At 61.4% G+C, this 19,125-nt stretch carries 14 protein-coding genes and 1 pseudogene; 2 read left to right on the forward strand and 13 right to left on the reverse strand.

The genetic code is table 11. The features are described from left to right. Positions 1 to 108 precede the first annotated feature (108 nt). Entirely contained in the window at positions 109 to 888 is a 780-nt protein-coding gene (locus PSH59_RS03010; protein ID WP_305394274.1) for a hypothetical protein, read from the forward strand. On the opposite strand, the gene PSH59_RS03015 is transcribed toward PSH59_RS03010, so the two are convergent. The 13 genes and pseudogenes from PSH59_RS03015 to PSH59_RS03075 form a co-directional block, all read right to left on the reverse strand. After that, entirely contained in the window at positions 885 to 1,481 is a 597-nt protein-coding gene (locus tag PSH59_RS03015; RefSeq protein ID WP_003171467.1) for a MarC family protein, read from the reverse strand. The genes PSH59_RS03010 and PSH59_RS03015 overlap by 4 nt on opposite strands. 63 nt (positions 1,482 to 1,544) lie before the next feature. Beyond that, positions 1,545 to 4,319 carry a hybrid sensor histidine kinase/response regulator gene (locus PSH59_RS03020; protein ID WP_305394275.1) on the reverse strand — a complete coding sequence of 925 codons (2,775 nt, stop codon included), beginning with the start codon at positions 4,317 to 4,319 and terminating at the stop codon, positions 1,545 to 1,547. Between the two features lie 102 nt (positions 4,320 to 4,421). Further along, complete coding sequence (gene purD / locus PSH59_RS03025; protein ID WP_305394276.1) at positions 4,422 to 5,714, reverse strand: phosphoribosylamine--glycine ligase; 1,293 nt, start codon at positions 5,712 to 5,714, stop codon at positions 4,422 to 4,424. A gap of 184 nt (positions 5,715 to 5,898) precedes the next feature. Then, on the reverse strand, positions 5,899 to 7,506 hold the full coding sequence (purH, locus tag PSH59_RS03030; protein WP_305394277.1) for a bifunctional phosphoribosylaminoimidazolecarboxamide formyltransferase/IMP cyclohydrolase: 1,608 nt from the start codon (positions 7,504 to 7,506) through the stop codon (positions 5,899 to 5,901). Between the two features lie 81 nt (positions 7,507 to 7,587). Continuing rightward, on the reverse strand, positions 7,588 to 7,908 hold the full coding sequence (fis, locus tag PSH59_RS03035) for a DNA-binding transcriptional regulator Fis (RefSeq protein ID WP_221540807.1): 321 nt from the start codon (positions 7,906 to 7,908) through the stop codon (positions 7,588 to 7,590). After that, complete coding sequence (dusB, locus tag PSH59_RS03040) at positions 7,905 to 8,918, reverse strand: tRNA dihydrouridine synthase DusB (RefSeq protein ID WP_248077622.1); 1,014 nt, start codon at positions 8,916 to 8,918, stop codon at positions 7,905 to 7,907. The genes fis and dusB overlap by 4 nt, the downstream gene beginning before the upstream one ends. A 185-nt stretch (positions 8,919 to 9,103) precedes the next feature. After that, positions 9,104 to 10,357, reverse strand: a complete 1,254-nt coding sequence (locus PSH59_RS03045) for a DUF3426 domain-containing protein (protein ID WP_305394278.1) — start codon at positions 10,355 to 10,357, stop codon at positions 9,104 to 9,106. A 30-nt stretch (positions 10,358 to 10,387) separates the two neighbouring features. Then, entirely contained in the window at positions 10,388 to 11,266 is an 879-nt protein-coding gene (gene prmA, locus PSH59_RS03050; protein ID WP_305394279.1) for a 50S ribosomal protein L11 methyltransferase, read from the reverse strand. Positions 11,267 to 11,474: 208 nt separating this feature from the next. Continuing rightward, a complete protein-coding gene (gene accC, locus PSH59_RS03055; protein ID WP_003188188.1) occupies positions 11,475 to 12,836 on the reverse strand; it encodes an acetyl-CoA carboxylase biotin carboxylase subunit in 1,362 nt (453 codons plus the stop codon). Positions 12,837 to 12,853: 17 nt separating this feature from the next. Then, on the reverse strand, positions 12,854 to 13,312 hold the full coding sequence (gene accB / locus PSH59_RS03060; protein ID WP_181284677.1) for an acetyl-CoA carboxylase biotin carboxyl carrier protein: 459 nt from the start codon (positions 13,310 to 13,312) through the stop codon (positions 12,854 to 12,856). 24 nt (positions 13,313 to 13,336) lie between these two features. Next, positions 13,337 to 13,792, reverse strand: a complete 456-nt coding sequence (gene aroQ, locus PSH59_RS03065) for a type II 3-dehydroquinate dehydratase (protein ID WP_159932734.1) — start codon at positions 13,790 to 13,792, stop codon at positions 13,337 to 13,339. A gap of 278 nt (positions 13,793 to 14,070) precedes the next feature. Beyond that, positions 14,071 to 14,586: pseudogene (locus tag PSH59_RS26215) on the reverse strand (methyl-accepting chemotaxis protein); the annotation flags it as partial. Positions 14,587 to 16,085: 1,499 nt separating this feature from the next. Beyond that, a complete protein-coding gene (locus tag PSH59_RS03075) occupies positions 16,086 to 17,756 on the reverse strand; it encodes a PleD family two-component system response regulator (protein ID WP_248077629.1) in 1,671 nt (556 codons plus the stop codon). Positions 17,757 to 18,146: 390 nt separating this feature from the next. Between PSH59_RS03075 and PSH59_RS03080 the strand changes: the two genes are divergently transcribed. After that, positions 18,147 to 19,124: a DUF2333 family protein gene (locus PSH59_RS03080; RefSeq protein ID WP_370694411.1), complete on the forward strand. Its 978-nt coding sequence runs from the start codon at positions 18,147 to 18,149 to the stop codon at positions 19,122 to 19,124. The last annotated feature ends 1 nt before the right edge of the window (position 19,125 follow it).

Consider the following 19,125-nt stretch of genomic DNA (forward strand, 5'->3'; position numbering starts at 1 on the left):
TGTTTTTGGAGGGGCTGGGCCAAGCGATGTTTATCGTCTGGCAAGCTCACCGAACGCTGGATTAGGGTGCAAGCAAGCCCCATGTGGGGTGCTTGTGGAGAACGAAAAATGGAGCGATATCACAGAAGGATCAACACGACCAAAAGGCGCAAGTTGATTGCGGCTTACCGACTGCCGAAGACATCTGCAGAACAGGCCGTCTTGCCGCTCGATACTGAGGAGGAATGCGATGCGGCGGTGGTCAACAACAGCGTGATTTCGTTTGCGCAGGGGCTGTCCGGTGTGAACCGGGAGTACATCCGCAAAAGCTATCTGCTGGCCAGCAGCTACGTCAGTGATGTGCTGAACATTCCTCGCGGTAGCGAGGCCTGGTATGAGGAATTTATCAAGGTGATGACAGGCCTGGGCTGGGTGCCGGTGCGCAGCCGTTTCGAACGGGTCTCAAGTCACGGCAAGGGCCTGACAGTGCAACTGACGGCGCTGAATATCATCGCGGCGCTGTGGGCCTCGATGTCGTTGTCCGGGCCTTTGGTGGCGACGCTGCCGAAACTCGCGGCGGATGCGTTGGAAGCGTTGAAGCAGCAGCCGACGTCCTTCGAACTGTTCAAGCGCAACAGCACACTGCACCAGGGCGGTGATTTCGGCCTGGCGTCCTGTGCCGAGGCGGACGGTGAACTGATGATGGTGCTGGTGACTTACAGCACTCAGGGCGTGAGCAAGCAGGTGGGGTTGCCGTTCCTGGAGTGGGACAGTGGCTCGGTTGAGGCGTTCAGCGGGCAGACCTGTCTGGTGCTGAATACGTCGATGGTCAACGACAAGACCCTGCAACTGATGCGCGAGAGTGCTGGGGACAAGGTGCAGTCGGCCATTGCCAGGTACCGGATTTAAGGCACCAGATAACCGCGCACGCCGGTAAAAATGATTTGCGCGGCCAGGGCGCACACGAACAAGCCCATCAACCGGCTGACAATCTGCAAGCCCTGGTCGCCGAGGATGCGTTCGATCCGATTGGACAGGTACAGCACCACGCCAACGGTGAGGCTGGCCAGGGCGATGCTGAGGATGGCGGTGAGCTTGTCATCCCAGTGTGGCTGGCTGACGCCCATCACCAGCAAGGCGCCGATGGTGCCGGGGCCGACGGTGAGGGGGATGGTCAGCGGCACGATGGTCACGTCCTGCTGCACGTTGTCGGTCTGCACCGCCGACTTGCCCTGGGCCATACCCAGGGCGGAGATGAACAACACACTGCCGGCGCCGATGCGGAACGCATCCACGGTGATGCCGAACACACTGAAAATCACCCGACCGAACAGGTAGAGCAACACACTCGAGACCAGGGTCGCCAACGCCACCTTCCAGGCCAGGCGTCGCCGCTCTTTGCTGGAATAGCCGCGGGTCAGACTGATAAAGCAGGACAGCACGAAGAACGGGCTATAGAGCACGAGCATCTTCAGGTAAACGCTGAACAACACGTGGAGCATGGGGGCGGCTCGTGGCAGGAGAAGTCGTGGGGGAGTCTATCAGGCCTTCAGGTCCTGTAGCAGTCAGGACACGGGGCTGTGTTGTTGTTTCTGTTGGCGTTGCGCCACCCAGAACTCCACCAGCTCACGTAACTGCGACAATTCCACCGGTTTGGCCATGTGCCCATCCATGCCCGCCTGGCGTGCGCGTTCTTTGTGTTCCGAGAGGATGTGCGCGGTGAGTGCCACCACGGGGGTGCGAATGCGTTGGTGACTGACCTCCCAGGCGCGCAGTTGCTGGGTGGCCGAGAAGCCATCGAGGATCGGCATTTCACAGTCCATCAACACCAGGTCGTAGCGCTGGGCTTTCATGGCTTGCAGTGCTTCTTCGCCATTGCTGGCGGTGTCCGGGTTAAGGTTGAGCTTGCCGAGCATGCCGCGAATCACTTTGGTGGAGATGCTGTTGTCTTCGGCCACCAGGATCTTGAAATCGCTGGGCACGGTCACTTCCACCGGCGGGTTGAGCATCGCGCGTGGCGCAACGCCGCCTTTGTTGCGTTGGGTCAGCTCGTCGGCCAGGGTGGTTTTGAGGGTGTAGCCGGCCACCGGCTTGGCGAGGATGCGCTTGATCCCGCAGTTGCGTGCGATGATCTTGCTCGGCGCATTGCTGATGCCCGTGAGCATGATCAGCAGAATGTCGTGGTTCAGGCTCGGGTCTTCTTTGATTTTCGCCGCCAACTGCATGCCGGTCATGCCGGGCATGTTCTGGTCCAGCAGCACCACATCAAAGTAGTCGCGCAGGTGCGCCTTGGTGCGCAGCAACGCCAGGGCTTCCTTGCCCGACGGTACGGCGCTGACATTCAGGCCCCAGGCCGTGCATTGCTGCACCAGCACCTTGCGGCAGGTGTCGTTGTCGTCCACCACCAGCACGCGCGCGTCCTTGAGCGGGCCGTCGAGGTCGGAGGTCGGGTGTTCCAGGCGTTCCGGGTCCAGGGGCAGGGTCAGCCACAACGTGCTCCCCTGATGGCTGCCGCTTTTGACGCCGAACTCGCCGTTCATCAACAGGATAAGCTGGCGTGCGATCACCAGGCCCAGATGGCCGCTCAAACGGGTGGCCGACAGGAAGTTCTTGCTGTGCAGTTCACTGTGCAGCAGCGCATCACGCTCGGCGGCGTCCATGGGCAGGCCGCTGTCTTGCACGGCGATGCGCAGGCGCGGCTTGGTGCTGCGGTCGTCCAGGGCGACGACGATCAGCACTTCACCCTCATCGGTTTTGTGCAGGGCGTTTTCCAGCAGGCTCAACAGCGCCTGGCGCAGGCGTGTGGGGTCGCCGCTGATGACGCGGGGCACCTGAGGCTGGATGAAGCTGATCAACTCGACGTTCTGCTGCTCGGCCTTGGCGCGGTAGATGCTCAGGCAGTCTTCGATCAGCGCATTGAGGTCGAATTGCACATCATCCAGCTCGATCTGCCCGGATTCGAGCTTGGAGATGTCGAGGATCTCGTTGATCAGCGTGAGCAGTTCGTTGCCGGCGCTGTGGATGGTCTGCACGTAGTCGCGCTGCTTCACCGACAACGGGGTGCCGAGCAACAGTTCGGTCATGCCCAGCACGCCGTTCATGGGGGTGCGGATTTCGTGGCTGATCTTGGCCAGGAACTCGGCCTTGGCGGCGATCTCGGCGTTGCTGGCGGCCAGGTCGCGGCTGAGGCTGAAGCGCGCCTCGACGATAGCGCGCTGGCGCTCACCCAGGGCCAGGCTCATCAGCAGGCCGCTGAGGCAGATGAACGCGAGGAGTGTGACGATCAAACCCTGGGGCGAGATCATGGTCAGGCCCAGCAGCGCCGGGAGGATGATCAGCGTGCCGATATTGAACACCACCATGCCCGCCACGAATAAACGCGCCGGCCGATAGCCTTTCTGCCAGTGATACGCCGAGACAAACAACATGCTCAGGCCCGCCAGGGCTACCAGGGCGTAGGTGATGATGTTCAGCGGCAGGGTGTTGACGAACAACAGCAACAGGCCGGACAGCACGATAAACAGGATGTCGGCCATCAACAGTTTGTTCAGCGGGTGCGGCCCCAGGGGCATGAAGAAACGGTAGGCGAACATCAGCCCGCATGGCGCGGTCATGAGCAGCGCCAGGTAGGCGCCTGGGGTCTGGATCGCGTGCCAGTTCGGCAACCACGGGCCCACCAGGTTGAGCAACAGCGCGAGGCTCAGCATCAACAGCACTTCGCAGGCCGCGAGCCACAGGCTGCTGCGCGAGCGATGGTAGGCAAAGCGTGAGAGGTTATGCAGGATCAGCATCATCAGGCAGCCGAACAGCAGGCCGTAGATCAGCGTCTGGGTCTGGTCGGCGGCGGCGAGCACGGCCGGTTCCAGGGTGATATAGGGGCGCAGCTCGTGTTCCGATACCAGGCGCAGATAGACTTCCAGGGGCTTCTGACTCTGGGGTATCGGCAGCATGAAGTCGGTGCTGGGCAACGGGCGTTCCGCCTGGGGCTGGCGGGTGCCGGTATTTTGTTGCTCCACCAGAGTGTCGCCGTCCAGGACATACAGGCTCAGGTGGGACAGGTCCGGGGCGAATACCCGAAGTACTTGCTCGTGCTTGCCCGGTTGCAGCTTGAAACGTACCCACAACGCGCCGTCCGGTTGCGCGGCGGTAATGCGGTCCAGTTCGATGGGGCTGAATTGGTTGGTGTAGCGGGGGGAGCGGATGTCGCTCAGTTGCAGGTCGGCCTGTTCATCAAGCAATACTGCCCAGCCACTGCCCTGTGCGGCGGCCTGGGCCGGGAACAGGCAGAGCAGCGTCAGCAGACTGACAGTGAAACCTATGGCGATCCTGAGCCAGCGCACGGCGAAATCCCTTCGTAGGTTGATGCACGGGTTAACTATGCGCGGGGAGCCTGTATACGGCAAGGGCCAGAGGCCCTTGCCTAACCGAACGGATAGTTAGTGTTACTGCGTTTCGCCGCGTTCACGGGCAATGGCGCGGTAGCCGATGTCGGTGCGATAAAAGCAGCCGTTCCAATCGATTTTACTGGCCAGCTTATACGCCTGTTGTTGCGCGGCATCGACGCTGTCACCCATTGCGGTGGCGCACAGCACGCGGCCACCGGCGGTCACGACCTGGCCATCCTTGAGGGCGGTGCCCGCATGGAACACCTTGCCTTCCAGGGTCGCCGCCGCGTCCAGGCCTTTAATCACATCGCCTTTGGCGTAGTCGGCAGGGTAACCACCGGCCGCCAGCACAATGCCGACGCTCGGGCGTGGGTCCCACTGGGCTTCAACTTTGTCCAGGGCTTGGGCGAGGGCGGCTTCCACCAGCAGTACCAGGCTCGACTGCAGACGCAGCATTACCGGTTGGGTTTCCGGATCACCGAAGCGGCAGTTGAACTCGATAACTTTCGGGTTGCCGGCCTTGTCGATCATCAGCCCGGCGTAGAGGAAACCGGTGTAGACATTGCCTTCGTCGGCCATGCCGCGAACGGTTGGCCAGATCACCAGGTCCATGACGCGCTGATGCACTTCGCTGGTGACCACTGGGGCAGGGGAGTATGCGCCCATGCCGCCCGTGTTCGGGCCGCTGTCGCCGTCGCCGACGCGCTTGTGGTCCTGGCTGGTGGCCATCGGCAATACGTTCTTGCCGTCGACCATCACGATAAAGCTGGCTTCTTCGCCGTCGAGGAATTCCTCGATTACCACGCGCGAGCCGGCATCACCGAACGCGTTGCCGGCGAGCATATCGCGTACGGCGTCTTCGGCTTCCTGCAGGGTCATCGCGACGATCACGCCTTTGCCCGCGGCCAGGCCATCGGCCTTGATCACGATCGGCGCACCTTTTTCACGCAGGTAAGCCAGGGCCGGCTCGATTTCGGTGAAATTCTGGTAGTCGGCGGTCGGGATCTTGTGGCGCGCCAGGAAGTCCTTGGTGAACGCCTTGGAGCCTTCCAGCTGTGCAGCACCGGCGGTTGGGCCGAAGCAATCCAGGCCACGGCTGCGGAACAGGTCCACAACGCCGGCAACCAGCGGCACTTCCGGACCGACGATGGTCAGAGCGACGTTCTGCGCTGCGAAGTCCGCCAGTTGTTCCAGGGCCAACACGTCGATGGCGACGTTTTCGCACTTGGCTTCAATTGCGGTGCCGGCGTTGCCGGGGGCTACGAAAACTTTCTGGACGCGCGGGTCCTGGGCAACTTTCCAGGCCAGGGCATGTTCACGGCCACCGCTGCCAATGATGAGGACGTTCAAGTCAGACTCCTTCGAGGGAAGTTAAAAGCTGCAAGCTGCAAGCGGCAAGTTAAAAGCAATTTGTATTGCTCCACCCTGCGTTGCGCAGCCTTGAATGAGTAAGGCTGCAAGCGAAAGTAAAAGCGACTCTGGTCTGCTCTTGCTTGGCGCTTGCAGCGATAAGCGGGCTACTTTACGCAGTGGCTTAGTGGCGGAAATGGCGCATACCGGTGAAGACCATCGCGATGCCTGCCTCATCAGCCGCGGCAATCACTTCTGCGTCGCGCATCGAACCGCCCGGTTGGATCACGGCGGTCACGCCGGCCTTGGCGGCGTTGTCCAGGCCATCACGGAACGGGAAGAACGCGTCGGATGCCATCACCGAACCCACAACCTGCAGACCGGCGTGCTCAGCCTTGATCGCGGCGATACGCGCCGAGTTCACGCGGCTCATCTGGCCGGCGCCAACACCGATGGTCTGGCGGTTCTTGGCGTAGACGATGGCGTTGGACTTAACGTACTTGGCCACTTTCCAGGCGAAGATCAGGTCGTTGATCTCTTGCTCGGTCGGTGCGCGTTTGGTGACCACTTTCAGGTCTTCGCTGCCGATCATGCCGATGTCGCGGCTCTGTACCAGCAAGCCGCCATTGACGCGCTTGTAGTCCCAGGCAGCGGCGCGTTCCGCCGACCATTCGCCACAGGCCAGCAGGCGCACATTGGCCTTGGCGGCAACGATGGCGCGGGCTTCTTCACTGACGCTTGGTGCAATGATCACCTCAACGAATTGACGGTCGACGATGGCCTTGGCGGTCTCGGCGTCTAGTTCACGGTTGAAGGCGATGATGCCGCCGAAGGCCGATTCGGTATCGGTGGCGTAGGCCAGTTCGTAGGCTTGGCGAATGCCGCCTTCAGCGTCCGGGCTCACCGCCACGCCGCATGGATTGGCGTGCTTGACGATTACGCAGGCCGGTTTGACGAAGCTTTTCACGCATTCCAGCGCGGCGTCGGTGTCGGCCACGTTGTTGTAGGACAGCTCCTTGCCTTGCAGTTGGGTCGCGGTGGCGATCCCGACTTCGGCCGGCTTGGCTTCCACGTAGAACGCCGCGCTCTGGTGCGGGTTCTCGCCGTAGCGCATTTCCTGCGCCTTGATGAACTGGCTGTTGAAGGTGCGCGGGAACTGGCTGCGGCCTTCAGTGCTCAGGGTGTCGGCGGCCTGGTTCACGGTGCCCATGTAGTTGGCGATCATGCCGTCGTAGGCGGCGGTGTGTTCGAACGCCTTGAGCATCAGGTCAAAACGCTGGGCGTAGGTCAGGCCACCGGCTTTCAGGCTTTCGAGCACCTGGGCGTAGTCGCTGGCGTTGACCACGATGGCCACGTCTTTATGGTTCTTGGCCGCCGAGCGCACCATGGTCGGGCCGCCGATGTCGATGTTTTCGATGGCGGTCGGCAGGTCGCAGCCTGGCTTGTTGATGGTGGCTTCGAAGGGGTAGAGGTTAACGGCCACCAGGTCGATCGGCTTGATGCCGTGCTCGGCCATGATGGTGTCGTCGATACCGCGACGGCCGAGGATGCCGCCGTGGATTTTCGGGTGCAGGGTCTTGACCCGACCGTCCATCATTTCCGCGAAACCGGTGTAGTCCGCGACTTCTACTGCGGCCACGCCGTTGTCCTGCAGCAGTTTGAAGGTCCCGCCCGTGGAGAGAATTTCCACGCCCAGGGCTTCCAGCTCCCGGGCAAATTCGAGGATGCCGGTCTTGTCGGAGACGCTGATCAAGGCGCGGCGGATCGGCAGGCGGGTAGTCTGGTCGGTCATTTCAATTTCCATCAAAAGCAAAGGAGTCAGCAAAAAAGGCGACCGGTTTTACGCGGGCGCCTTTCTGGTTTGATTGAATGCTTACAGCAAATCGTATTGCTTGAGCTTTTTGCGCAAGGTGCCACGGTTGAGGCCCAGCAGCTCACTGGCTTTGGTCTGGTTGCCCTTGACGTAGTTCATCACGCTTTCGAGCAAGGGCGCTTCGACTTCGGAGAGCACCAGGTTGTACACGTCCGTGACGGAAGCACCCTCAAGGTGGGCGAAATAATTGTGCAGCGCCTTCTCGACACTCCCGCGAAGGGTCTGGCCTTCTTCGCTCGGCGTGTTGAGGTGCTGTTTCAAATTGATGTTGTCGCTCACGGGTGTTGTTCCACTCACTAAAGTCTCGGTCATCATCGTCATGCGGCCACCCCTTTTCCGTCCCCTGCTCTCAGGCTCTTGTCTCGTTCGGCAAAAAACTCTCGAACGGCGGTGACCTGTGCTTGCGTTTCATCCAAACGATTGAAGCCGGCGCGAAACTCCCTGGCGCCCGGCAGGGTTGCGAGATACCAACCCACATGCTTACGAGCGATGCGCACGCCCATCACATCGCCATAGAAGGTGTGAAGGGCAGCCAGATGCTCTAGCAGAATACGTTCCACCTCGACCAGCTCCGGCGCCGGCATCACGTCGCCGGTACGCAAAAAGTGTTCGATCTCACGGAAAATCCACGGCCGCCCTTGGGCGGCCCGGCCAATCAACAAACCATCGGCACCGGTTGCGTGCAGCACGCGCCGGGCTTTCTCGGCTGAGTCGATATCGCCATTGGCAAAGACCGGCATCGAAACCGCCTGCTTGATCGCGGCAATGGTGTCGTACTCGGCTTCACCGGTGTACAGATCGGCGCGGGTGCGGCCATGCACCGCCAGCGCTGTGATGCCTGCCTGTTCGGCGATCTTCGCCACCGTCAGGCCATTCTTGTTGTCCCGGTCCCAACCGGTCCGAATCTTCAGGGTCACCGGCACATCCACTGCGGCGACAACGGCCTGCAGGATCTCGGCAACCAACTGCTCATCTTTCAACAGGGCGGAACCGGCGGCCTTGTTGCAGACCTTCTTGGCCGGGCAGCCCATGTTGATGTCGATGATCTGTGCGCCCAACTCCACGTTGGCTCGGGCCGCATCCGCCAGCATCTGCGCATCACCACCGGCGATCTGTACCGAGCGGGGCTCGGGATCACCTTCGTGGATCATGCGCATCCGCGATTTGCGGGTGTTCCACAAGCTCATGTCGCTGGTGACCATTTCCGAGACTACAAGACCCGCGCCCAAACGTTTGCAGAGCTGACGAAAGGGCTGATCGGTGACGCCCGCCATCGGGGCGAGAATCAAGCCGTTGTGCAATGTATATGGGCCGATGCGTACCGCCGACATAGGACTTCCCTGTTGTGGGGCCGGATCATTAGAGTTCGAAAAAGGGTTGGCATGATACCCGCTCTCGATGACTGGATAAAGGCTGAATTGGATAAAATCTGAACAGTTATTTCTTTATCGCCGCCGGTTTGGTTGGGTGGCGTGGGGTCAATAATCCACCGTCAAGCTTCTGCGCGTGGGTCGATTCATTCCGGGGAATGGAAGCTCAGGCTGTAATTCACGGCTTTGTTGCCTGGATCGAGGATGTCCAGGGAGATATGAATCGGGGTCTGCGATGGCATTTCGCTCACACCGGCCAATTCGCCGCTCAGGTATTCGGCGGGTTTGAAGCGACGACTGGCAATCAGGTTGCCATTGAGGTCGGCAAAGCGCAGCTCCAGCAGGGGGAAGGGCTGGGAGAACGTTGCGCGGTTGTAGATGATGGCATCCACGACCAGCGCTCCGGCGAACTCCGGGTGGCTGCGCACTACCAGGTTGCTGCTCTTGATGTGGGAGATATCGACCCGCGATGGCACGGTGCAGCCCAGGGTGGGGCACAGTTGCTGGAACCATGGGCGGTAGGCGTCCTGGCGCGCCAGGTCGTCGAATTGGTAGGCGATGTACTGGGCGGCCAGGCCGGCGGCCGCGATCAGCACCAGCAGGATCCAAATCAGGCGACGGCCCCAGCCCGACGGACGTTTTTGCGCGTACAGGTGCAAGGGATCGTCTTCGAGGTCCTGCAGCACGTCGTCGTGCACCCCAGGCTCCGGACGCAGGCGTTTGCGACGCGGTTGTGGGCGTTCTTCGTGTTCCGGCTCATCTGCTGCTAGGGTGAGCGGCGTGAAGGGCGGGTCGCGGTCTTCATCGTCCGGCGCGGCGTGCAACGGCGGTTCGTCGTCAATCGCGTTGGCGTGCAGCGTCATGGACGGTTCGGTGCGCTGATTGGCCGCAGAGGCTTGAGGCGGTTCAGGTTCGTCTTCGGCGGCGCTGGGGCGCTCCTGCGGCGGTTCGCTGAACAGGCTGGTGGCCCATTTTTCTTCCTCGGCCTTGACCGTTTCGCGGCTGGCGCTGAGGGTGTCTTCTTTTTGCCGGCGGTCGGCGCCGGGCTGACGACGCTCCGCGCCCGCCGGCAGGGTGTGCTGAATCTCGCGGCGTTCGAGCTTGGCCAGTTCCTCGTCGAGGTCCAGGTTGTCCAGGTCCAGCTCTTCGGCGGTCCACTGCTTCTGGCTGATCGCGCGCTGTGGCTCTGGCTCGGGCGTTGCCTGGGGCGTCGGCTCAGTGGCGGCCGGCTGTTCCGGTGCAGGCGCGTGGGCGCGCTGCTCCAGCAATTGGCGAGCGGCATTGAACACTTGCAGGCATGAGCCGCAGCGCACCACGCCGCGGGCCACACTCAATTGAGCGTGGTTGACGCGAAAGCGTGCGTGGCAATGCGGGCACTGGGTGACGAAACTGTCGGTCATGCGGCCATCCGATTCAGGCAAGCGCTCATTCTAGCGCCGACGTCCGCTGATGCGTACCCAGCCGTCGCGGTTGGCGATCGGGTCCAGCTCGAAATCCTTGGCATACGCTGCAGCGACGTCTTCGCCCTGCTCGGCAAGGATGCCCGACAGCGCCAGACGTCCGCCAGGCTTGACCAGGCTCGACAATTGCGGCGCCAACGACACCAGTGGTCCGGCGAGGATGTTCGCCACCAGCACATCGGCCTGCACCTGAGGCAGGTCCTCAGGCAGGTAGAGTGGGAATTTGCCTTCAGGGATATGGTTGCGCCCGGCGTTATCGCGGGAGGCTTCCAGCGCCTGCACGTCGATATCGGTGCCCACCGCTTCTTTGGCGCCCAGCAGCAGCGCGGCAATCGCCAGGATCCCTGAACCGCAGCCGAAGTCCAGCACGTGGCTGTCGGTCAGGTTCTGGCCGTCCAGCCATTCCAGGCACAGCGCGGTGGTGGGGTGGGTGCCGGTACCAAACGCCAGGCCCGGGTCCAGCAGCAGGTTGACCGCGTCGGGCTCCGGTGCGGCGTGCCAGCTCGGCACGATCCACAGGCGCTGGCCGAAACGCATCGGCTGGAAGTTGTCCATCCAGCTGCGTTCCCAGTCCTGGTCTTCGATCACTTCACTGTGATGTTCCGGTAGCGGGCTGCCGGTGAGCAATTCCATGTGGGCCAGGACGGCGGTGGCATCGGTGCCGTCTTCGAACAGGGCCAGCAGATGGGTGTGGGACCACAACGGCGTGGTATTGAGTTCCGGTTCGAAGATCGGCTGGTCTTCGGCGTCCATGAACGTCACCGATACCGCGCCGACTTCGAGGAACGCGTCTTCGTAGGTTTCGGCTTGTTCTGGGCTGATGGCGAGACGGACTTGCAGCCAAGGCATGGCGGGCACCTTTGAAAAGAATGAGTGTGCAGCGGGGTGGGGCTGCGAAAGGGCGCAAGTTTACGCCAGCGGCGGGCAGAAGACGACAGACACAGAGCAAATGTGGCAGGGGGCAAGCGCCCTCCCGCATTTGATCTGTGTACACCTTCAAAACACAGGGCCCGGAAACAACAAAACCGCCCGAAGGCGGCTCTGTTGGGTGGAGCACTTACTGGTTGGCCAGCTTGTGTTCCAGGTAGTGAATGTTCACACCACCTTCGCAGAAGCCTTCATCACGAACCAGATCCCGGTGCAGCGGGATGTTGGTCTTGATGCCGTCGACCACGATTTCGTCCAGGGCATTACGCATACGGGCCATGGCCTCGTCGCGGGTGGCACCCCAGGTGATCAGCTTGCCGATCAGCGAGTCGTAGTTGGACGGAACCTTGTAGCCGCTGTACAGGTGCGAATCCACACGTACGCCGTTGCCGCCTGGCGCATGGAAATGCTTGACCAGGCCAGGGCTTGGGATAAAGGTTTTCGGGTCTTCGGCGTTGATACGGCACTCCAGGGAGTGGCCGTGCATCTTCACGTCGTCCTGGGTGAAGGACAGCACGTTGCCAGCGGCGATGCTGAGCATTTCCTTGACGATGTCGATACCGGTGACCATCTCCGACACCGGGTGCTCTACCTGCACGCGAGTGTTCATCTCGATGAAGTAGAAACGACCGTTTTCGTAGAGGAACTCGAAGGTGCCGGCGCCACGGTAGTTGATGTCGATGCACGCCTTGACGCAGCGAGCCAGCACTTCCTGCCGGGCTTTTTCATCCAGGCCCGGAGCCGGTGCTTCTTCCAGCACCTTCTGGTGACGGCGTTGCAGCGAGCAATCGCGATCGCCCAGGTGGATGGCGTGGCCCTGGCCGTCGGACAGTACCTGCACTTCCACGTGACGTGGGTTGGTCAGGTACTTCTCCAGGTAGACCATCGGGTTGCCGAACCAGGCGCCCGCTTCGGAGCGGGTCTGCTTGGCGGCTTCGATCAGGTCTTCTTCCTTGTGCACCACGCGCATGCCGCGACCACCACCGCCACCGGCGGCCTTGATGATCACCGGGTAACCGACTTCGCGACCGATGCGCAGAGCGGTTTCTTCGTCTTCAGGCAGTGGGCCGTCGGAGCCTGGAACGGTCGGCACGCCGGCCGCGATCATGGCGTCCTTGGCCGATACCTTGTCGCCCATCAGGCGAATGGTTTCGGCTTTCGGGCCAATGAAGGCAAACCCGGATTTTTCCACCTGTTCGGCGAAGTCGGCGTTTTCCGCGAGGAAGCCGTAGCCGGGGTGGATGCCATCAGCGCCGGTCACTTCAGCGGCCGCGATGATGTTCGAGACTTTCAGGTACGAGTTCGTGGCCAGTGGCGGGCCGATGCAGATGCTTTCGTCCGCCAGTTTCACGTGCATCAATTCGGTATCGGCCGTCGAGTAAACAGCGACGGTCTTGATGCCCTCTTCCTTACAGGCGCGCAGGATACGCAGCGCGATCTCGCCGCGGTTGGCGATCAGGACTTTTTGCAGTTTCTTCGCAGGTTTCAACATCGAAGGCGCTCCGCGGTTCAAACGATGGTGAACAGCGGCTGGTCGTACTCAACCGGCTGACCGTTTTCTACCAGGATGGATTCGATGACGCCGGCTTTTTCGGCAGTGATGTGGTTCATCATCTTCATCGCTTCAACGATGCAGATGGTGTCGCCCACTTTCACGGTCTTGCCGACTTCAACGAAGGCTGGCGAAGTCGGTGCCGGGGTGCGGTAGAAGGTACCGACCATTGGCGACTTGACCACGAAACCGTTCAGCGCAGGCGCGGCTGGGGCAGCAGGAGCGGCGGCGGCAGGCGCGGCAGCTGGAGCAGCAGCTGGAGCCGGTGCTTGCATCTGCGGTGCGTAGAACTGTTGTGCCGGGGTCTTGCTGTGACGGCTGATCCGTACGGACTCTTCGCCTTCCTTGATTTCCAGCTCGTCGATACCGGATTCTTCCAGCAGTTCGATCAATTTCTTAACTTTACGGATATCCATGAATCATCAACTCCCAAGGGTCGGTCAGGGGCGTTTAGCCTGTTCTTCAACGTGTTCCAGGGCGGCCTCCAGGGCCAGTCGGTAACCGCTGGCGCCAAGGCCGCAGATCACTCCTACCGCTACGTCGGAGAAGTAAGAGTGATGGCGGAAAGCTTCGCGTTTGTGCACGTTCGATAAATGCACTTCGATGAATGGGATGCTCACCGCCAGCAGCGCGTCACGTAATGCAACACTTGTATGCGTAAAAGCGGCGGGATTGATCAGGATAAAGTCCACGCCTTCGCCGCGCGCGGCATGGATGCGATCAATCAGTTCGTACTCGGCATTGCTTTGCAGGTAGAGCAAATGGTGGCCGGCTTCACGCGCCCGTCGTTCCAGGTCGAGGTTGATCTGGTCCAGGGTTACCGCCCCGTAGACGCCCGGTTCGCGGGTGCCAAGCAGGTTCAGGTTGGGTCCGTGAAGAACCAGTAAGGTCGCCATCGGCTGTTCCTTGTTATTGGTGGGAGTACGGCAGAACCCGGCGACTATGCCGCAAAGCCTTTGTGACTGTCCAGTTCTATGCAGTAGGCAGCACGATTAGCGAGGATTGCGCGAAATTTGTGACCGGGGCCAGTGATCCGGTCATTGATTGTCCGGTTCTGAAATGTTGGGGTGGGTGCACTCACGAATGCAGCGGGTCAGCCATTGCGCCCCTCACTGATCCGCTGCATTCGAGCGCAAGCCCGCACATTTTGATCGTCCCATGGGTGGCGATCGCGTCAGACGCGGAAGGCCTGCACCGCCGTGTTGAGCTGCCCACCCAGCACCAGCAGGCGCTCGCCCTGGCTGCGGCCCTGGCCGATGCGCAGCAAGTTGTCCTCACCCAGTTGGTGGATGCGCTCACTGTTATCGCGAATTTCGCTGACGGCGCCACTTTGCTGCGCCGTGACATCGGCAATCCGCACGGCGGTGTCGGCAATGGTCTGGATCGCCCCGACGATTTCATCCAGCGCGCCGTCCGCCGCTTGCGCCTGCTGAGCGGTGGCTTCGGCGTGTTCGACCTGGGCGCGCATGCCTTCCACAGACCGGTGGGCAGCGCTTTGCAGGTTGCTGATCAAACCCTGGATTTCGGCGGTGGCGCCCGCGGTGCGCTGGGCCAGGGTGCGTACTTCGTCGGCGACCACGGCAAAGCCACGCCCGGCTTCACCGGCGCGGGCGGCCTCGATGGCAGCGTTGAGTGCCAGCAGGTTGGTCTGGTCGGCAATCGAGCGAATCACCGTAAGAACGCCGCCGATGGTGGCGGACTCTTCGGCGAGTTTTTCGATCATCTGCGCATTTTGCTGCACCTCACCTACCAACGCATGCAGGCCGGTGAGGCTCAGGCCGATCACCCGTTGGCCTTGCTCGACCGCCTGGCCCGCGCTGCGGCTGGCGCCGGCGGCCTGGCTGGCATCGCCAGCCACTTGCTGGATGGTGGCTTCCAGTTCGCCCAGGGAGTCGCGTATCTGCGCCGTGTCTGCGGCCTGGCGTCCGGCACCATCGTGCAGGCCGCTGCTCAGTTCGGCGAGGGCGCGGCTGCTGCCGGCCACTTCCTGCGCATTGCCGCGAATAGTGCCCACCAAGTCCACCAGATAAGCGCGCAAGCGGTTCAGAGAGGCTTCGATATCGTGCAATTCGCGATTGGTTTTGCCCAGGGCGATCGGCTGGCTGAAGTCGCCTTCGCCCCAGGTCGACAGCGCTGGCGCCAGGTTGGTCAACACCCGCGCCAGGCGTCGTTGCAGGGTGTCGATCAGCAGCGCAATCAGCAGGATCAGGCCGATCATTACAACCTGCATCATGCGCACTTCGCCCTGGATGATGGCGTGTTGGGCGCGCACCACCGGTTCAAGACCGGCGATGGCCTGTTGCACGGCGTTTATTTTCAGATGGGTGGCGGCCGCCAGGTCGGCGCGCTTCTGGATCTGTTCGCGGGTGCGCTTGAGTTCAGCGGGGTAGCGGGTCAACAGGCTGTTGAGTTCGCGCTTGAGGTCAACGCCGGAGTCCTGGACTTCGGCTTTCTCGGTGTTTTCCAGGCCCATCAGCGCGGAAAAATCGTCAGTGTTGGATTCAGTGCTGGCCTTGACGCCGAGCAATGGCAACGACTCCAGCAAATCGGCCTGGCTGCGGATAGTGCCGACTTCGCGCTCTACATCGTCGGCCAGTTCAGCGCGACCGCTGCTTACCAATTTGTCGCGGGCCAGGGACAGCTTGCTCAAGTGTTGGGATGCCGCCAGCAGCGGCGGCAGATAACGCGAGGCCTCAGGCGTATTCACGCCCAGGGCATACCCGCTCAACTGTTCCAGGTTCGCGCCCAGTTCACGCTCGGCTTGCAGCAACAGGGCTTGCGGGTCGCCGGCCAACTTGCCAGCGGCCAGCAGGTCGGTCTTGCTGAAGGCCTCCAGGTCTGCCAGGCTGGGGCGCAGGTTTTGCGCCAGGTCGGCGGGCAGTTCATCCAAGTGCTGCAGCAGGCTTTCCAGGCTTTGACTGGCGCTGCTCAAGCGCAGGGCATCGCCACTGGCCAGGTAGTCGTTGATGTTGCGGGCCGCCTGATTCTGGAAGGTCTGCGACAGCGACAGGTAGCGTTCCATCAGTAAATAGGGGCGTTCCAGCGCGCGTTGCGACCACCACAGTGTGGCCCCAAGTGCGAGGCACACGGCCACCAGAAGAAGGGTGTTGAGATTGGTCAGCAGCTTCAGGCGCATGCGTGGTTTCAACCGACGGCAGAAGATAAGTGCCTGAAGTTATTGCGTTTCTGTTACAGCGTTATGACGGACTCAGTGGATTCCGGTGAAAAGATGGCACTTTGCTTTGATGTGCGTGCCGCTTGCACGCGGTTGCGTCCGGCCCCCTTGGCGCGGTACAGCGCTTCGTCGGCCTGGGCGGCCATCATCAGGCTGTCGGAGTCGTCGCGCAGTTCCACCACCCCGGCGCTGAACGTGCACCACAGATCCTGCGGCTGGGCCGGATAGTGGATTTCGGCAAAGCGCCCGCGGATCTCATCGAGCACCTGGCAGGCCGACTCCAGGTCGGTGTCGGGCATTACGATGGCGAACTCTTCACCGCCGTAGCGCCCGATATAGTCGGTCTTGCGCAAGCGCTGCTTGAGGAACAGCGCCAGGCTCTTGATCACGCGGTCACCCATGGGGTGGCCATGGCTGTCATTGACGCGCTTGAAGTGGTCGATGTCGAGCATGGCAAAGCTCAACGGCTTGTTCTCGCGGCGCGCGCGGAAGCTGCAGTCTTCGAGCAGTTGCAGGATATGGGTGTGGTTGTACAGCCCGGTCAGGCTGTCGCGCACCATCCGCGCCTTGAGGTGGCGGGCGCGGGCCGCGCGGTTGCGCACGGTGGTGATCAGGTGACGCGGCTTGATCGGTTTGGTGAGGAAGTCGTCGCCGCCTTCGCTCATGGCGTCCAATTGTTTGTCCAGGTCGTCTTCGGCCGAGAGGTAAATGATCGGAACACTGACATAGCGGTCGTTGTGGCGTATCACCTTGGCCAACTCGGTACCGGTACAGGCCGGCATATACATGTCGAGGATAATCAGGTCGGGCTGAAAGTCCGCCAGTTCGGCCATGGCCTGGATCGGCTCGATCAAGGTGCGGGTGACAATGCCGGCGCTGTTGAGCAGGCGCTCGGTATGCAGGGCCTGGGCCCGCGAGTCGTCGATGATCAGCACTTTGTAAGGCTCGTACTGGGCAATACAGGTGAGCACTTCGATTTTTTCCAGCAGGCTGGACGCTTCCAGGGTGCCGGTCAAAAACTCCTGGCCGCCAGCGCGCACAGCGGCCAGGCGGGTAGGCGTGTCGGTTTCATGCAGGCTGAAAAACAGCAGCGGCAGCTTATGTTCCAGGCCTTCCTGGGCTTCGGCGGCGAGCTTGAGGCCCAGGCCGGCACCGCAGAAGTCCACGTCCATCACAATGGCTGAAGGTAAACGCTCGGCCATGGAGGCACGAAACGCCGCCACGCTGTCCAGGGACTGGGCACTCATGCCAAAGAATTCGAGTTGCTTGGCCAGGCGCTCGGCACGGTCGTGATCGGCCAGCATCACGTAGATCGGCTTACGCATCGGCGGCAGGTAGGTTTGTTCGAGCAAGTCGCCCTGGCGCAGGCCGGTGCGGGACAAGCGCTGCATCAAGCGGTTGAGTTCGGTGATCAGTTGGCTGCTGAGGCGGCCGCGGTTTTCATCCACTGCCTTGAGCGACTCGCCGATATGCTGAGCCAGTTTGCCGTGCTCGGGCTGTTCAAAACGCTCGGCAAAGCGCAGTAGGCGCAAGTTTGCTTCGCTGAGTTCGGACAGGTCGGCGCCTGACCATTCGCTGCGCTGCAGGCGCTGCCAGATCTCAAGAATTTGACGTGCCTGATGAATCACCCGCTGGGCAAAATGTTGCTTGAGGCGCTCACGGCTGGGGTCTTCTGGCTCGTTCATATCCTGACTACTAGTTTGGGGGGCATGCAGAGGTCGAACTGATGGCTCTATGCTAGCACCTCTTTTCGATCGTATGAGTGTCATACATCAATTAACTGCGAGTCCCTGACATTCAGTTAATGACCAGGCGGTCGCGCAGCATAAACAGCGTGCATCCTTTATAGTCGAACATCCCGCGCGCGCCAGTTTGATTAAAAGCCCCGCACTGGCGGGCACGATGGGGTAGGGTTGCGGTCGGAATGTTTGAACGCACGCCATCAATTCAAGTGCATGAACTCAAGTGATTGAAAGGATATCGCCATGCTGGACTGGAAAAACCGTGCAGGCAGCGCCAAAGGCCCCGCCCCTGAGCCCAAGTCGGCCAACCGCAGCTATTTTCGTACAGTGCTGATGAGCCGGGCGGTGCTCAGCGTCCTCGGCCTGTACCTGTTGGCCACCGGTGCCCTGGGTTGGTACTGGAGCGAAGAGCCGGCACTGTTCCCGGTCCAGCAGAATGCGCAAATTGCTGCCGAGAAAGACGGCAAGCAAATGGTGCTGGGCTACACCACCGTCGAAACCCTCAAAACCGTGGCCGGCACCTTGCTGAATAAACCCGGTGGCTATATTTCCAATGACCGTTTCCCGCCGGGCCTGTGGATGGACAACATGCCCAGCTGGGAATACGGCGTGCTGGTGCAGGTACGTGACCTGACCCGCGCCTTGCGCAAAGACTTTGCCCGCTCCCAGTCGCAGTCGGCCGAAGACGCTGACCTGGCCAAGGCCGAGCCGCGCTTCAACTTCGACAACAAGAGCTGGGTGCTGCCTTCCAGCGAGTCGGAATACCAGGAAGGCATCAATTCCCTGAGCCGCTATGAAGCCCGTCTGTCCGACCCGAACCAGCGCGGCGCGTTGTTCTACGCTCGTGCCGACAACCTGAACAACTGGCTGGGCGATGTCGCCACCCGCCTGGGCTCGCTGTCCCAGCGCCTGTCGGCCAGTGTCGGTCGGGTCAAATTGAACACCGCGCTGAAGACCGAAGCACTGGCACCGGGTCAAGCGCCGCAAGTCGATGAAGAAGTGGTGGAAACCCCTTGGATGCAGATCGACAACGTGTTCTACGAGGCCCGTGGCCAGGCGTGGGCCTTGTCCCACCTGCTGCGTGCCATTGAAGTCGACTTTGCCGACGTACTGGCCAAGAAAAACGCCACCGTCAGCGTGCGCCAGATCATTCGTGAACTGGAAGCCTCGCAGGAACCGGTGTGGAGTCCTATGATTCTTAACGGCAGTGGCTTCGGTGTACTGGCGAATCATTCGCTCGTGATGGCCAACTACATTTCCCGAGCCAACGCTGCAGTGATCGATTTGCGTCAGCTCCTCAATCAGGGTTGAT

Source organism: Pseudomonas sp. FP2309, from assembly GCF_030687575.1.
GTDB lineage: Bacteria > Pseudomonadota > Gammaproteobacteria > Pseudomonadales > Pseudomonadaceae > Aquipseudomonas.

Bases quoted from the DNA above. Each gene is read 5' to 3' on its own strand.
- aroQ (WP_159932734.1), bottom strand. From the start codon at position 13,792: ATGGCGACCTTACTGGTTCTTCACGGACCCAACCTGAACCTGCTTGGC.
- PSH59_RS03075 (WP_248077629.1), bottom strand. From the start codon at position 17,756: ATGAACGAGCCAGAAGACCCCAGCCGTGAGCGCCTCAAGCAACATTTT.
- purH (WP_305394277.1), bottom strand. From the start codon at position 7,506: ATGACCGACCAGACTACCCGCCTGCCGATCCGCCGCGCCTTGATCAGC.
- fis (WP_221540807.1), bottom strand. From the start codon at position 7,908: ATGACGATGATGACCGAGACTTTAGTGAGTGGAACAACACCCGTGAGC.
- accB (WP_181284677.1), bottom strand. From the start codon at position 13,312: ATGGATATCCGTAAAGTTAAGAAATTGATCGAACTGCTGGAAGAATCC.
- PSH59_RS03045 (WP_305394278.1), bottom strand. From the start codon at position 10,357: ATGACCGACAGTTTCGTCACCCAGTGCCCGCATTGCCACGCACGCTTT.
- PSH59_RS03080 (WP_370694411.1), top strand. From the start codon at position 18,147: ATGAGCCGGGCGGTGCTCAGCGTCCTCGGCCTGTACCTGTTGGCCACC.
- dusB (WP_248077622.1), bottom strand. From the start codon at position 8,918: ATGTCGGCGGTACGCATCGGCCCATATACATTGCACAACGGCTTGATT.
- PSH59_RS03010 (WP_305394274.1), top strand. From the start codon at position 109: ATGGAGCGATATCACAGAAGGATCAACACGACCAAAAGGCGCAAGTTG.
- PSH59_RS03015 (WP_003171467.1), bottom strand. From the start codon at position 1,481: ATGCTCCACGTGTTGTTCAGCGTTTACCTGAAGATGCTCGTGCTCTAT.
- accC (WP_003188188.1), bottom strand. From the start codon at position 12,836: ATGTTGAAACCTGCGAAGAAACTGCAAAAAGTCCTGATCGCCAACCGC.
- prmA (WP_305394279.1), bottom strand. From the start codon at position 11,266: ATGCCTTGGCTGCAAGTCCGTCTCGCCATCAGCCCAGAACAAGCCGAA.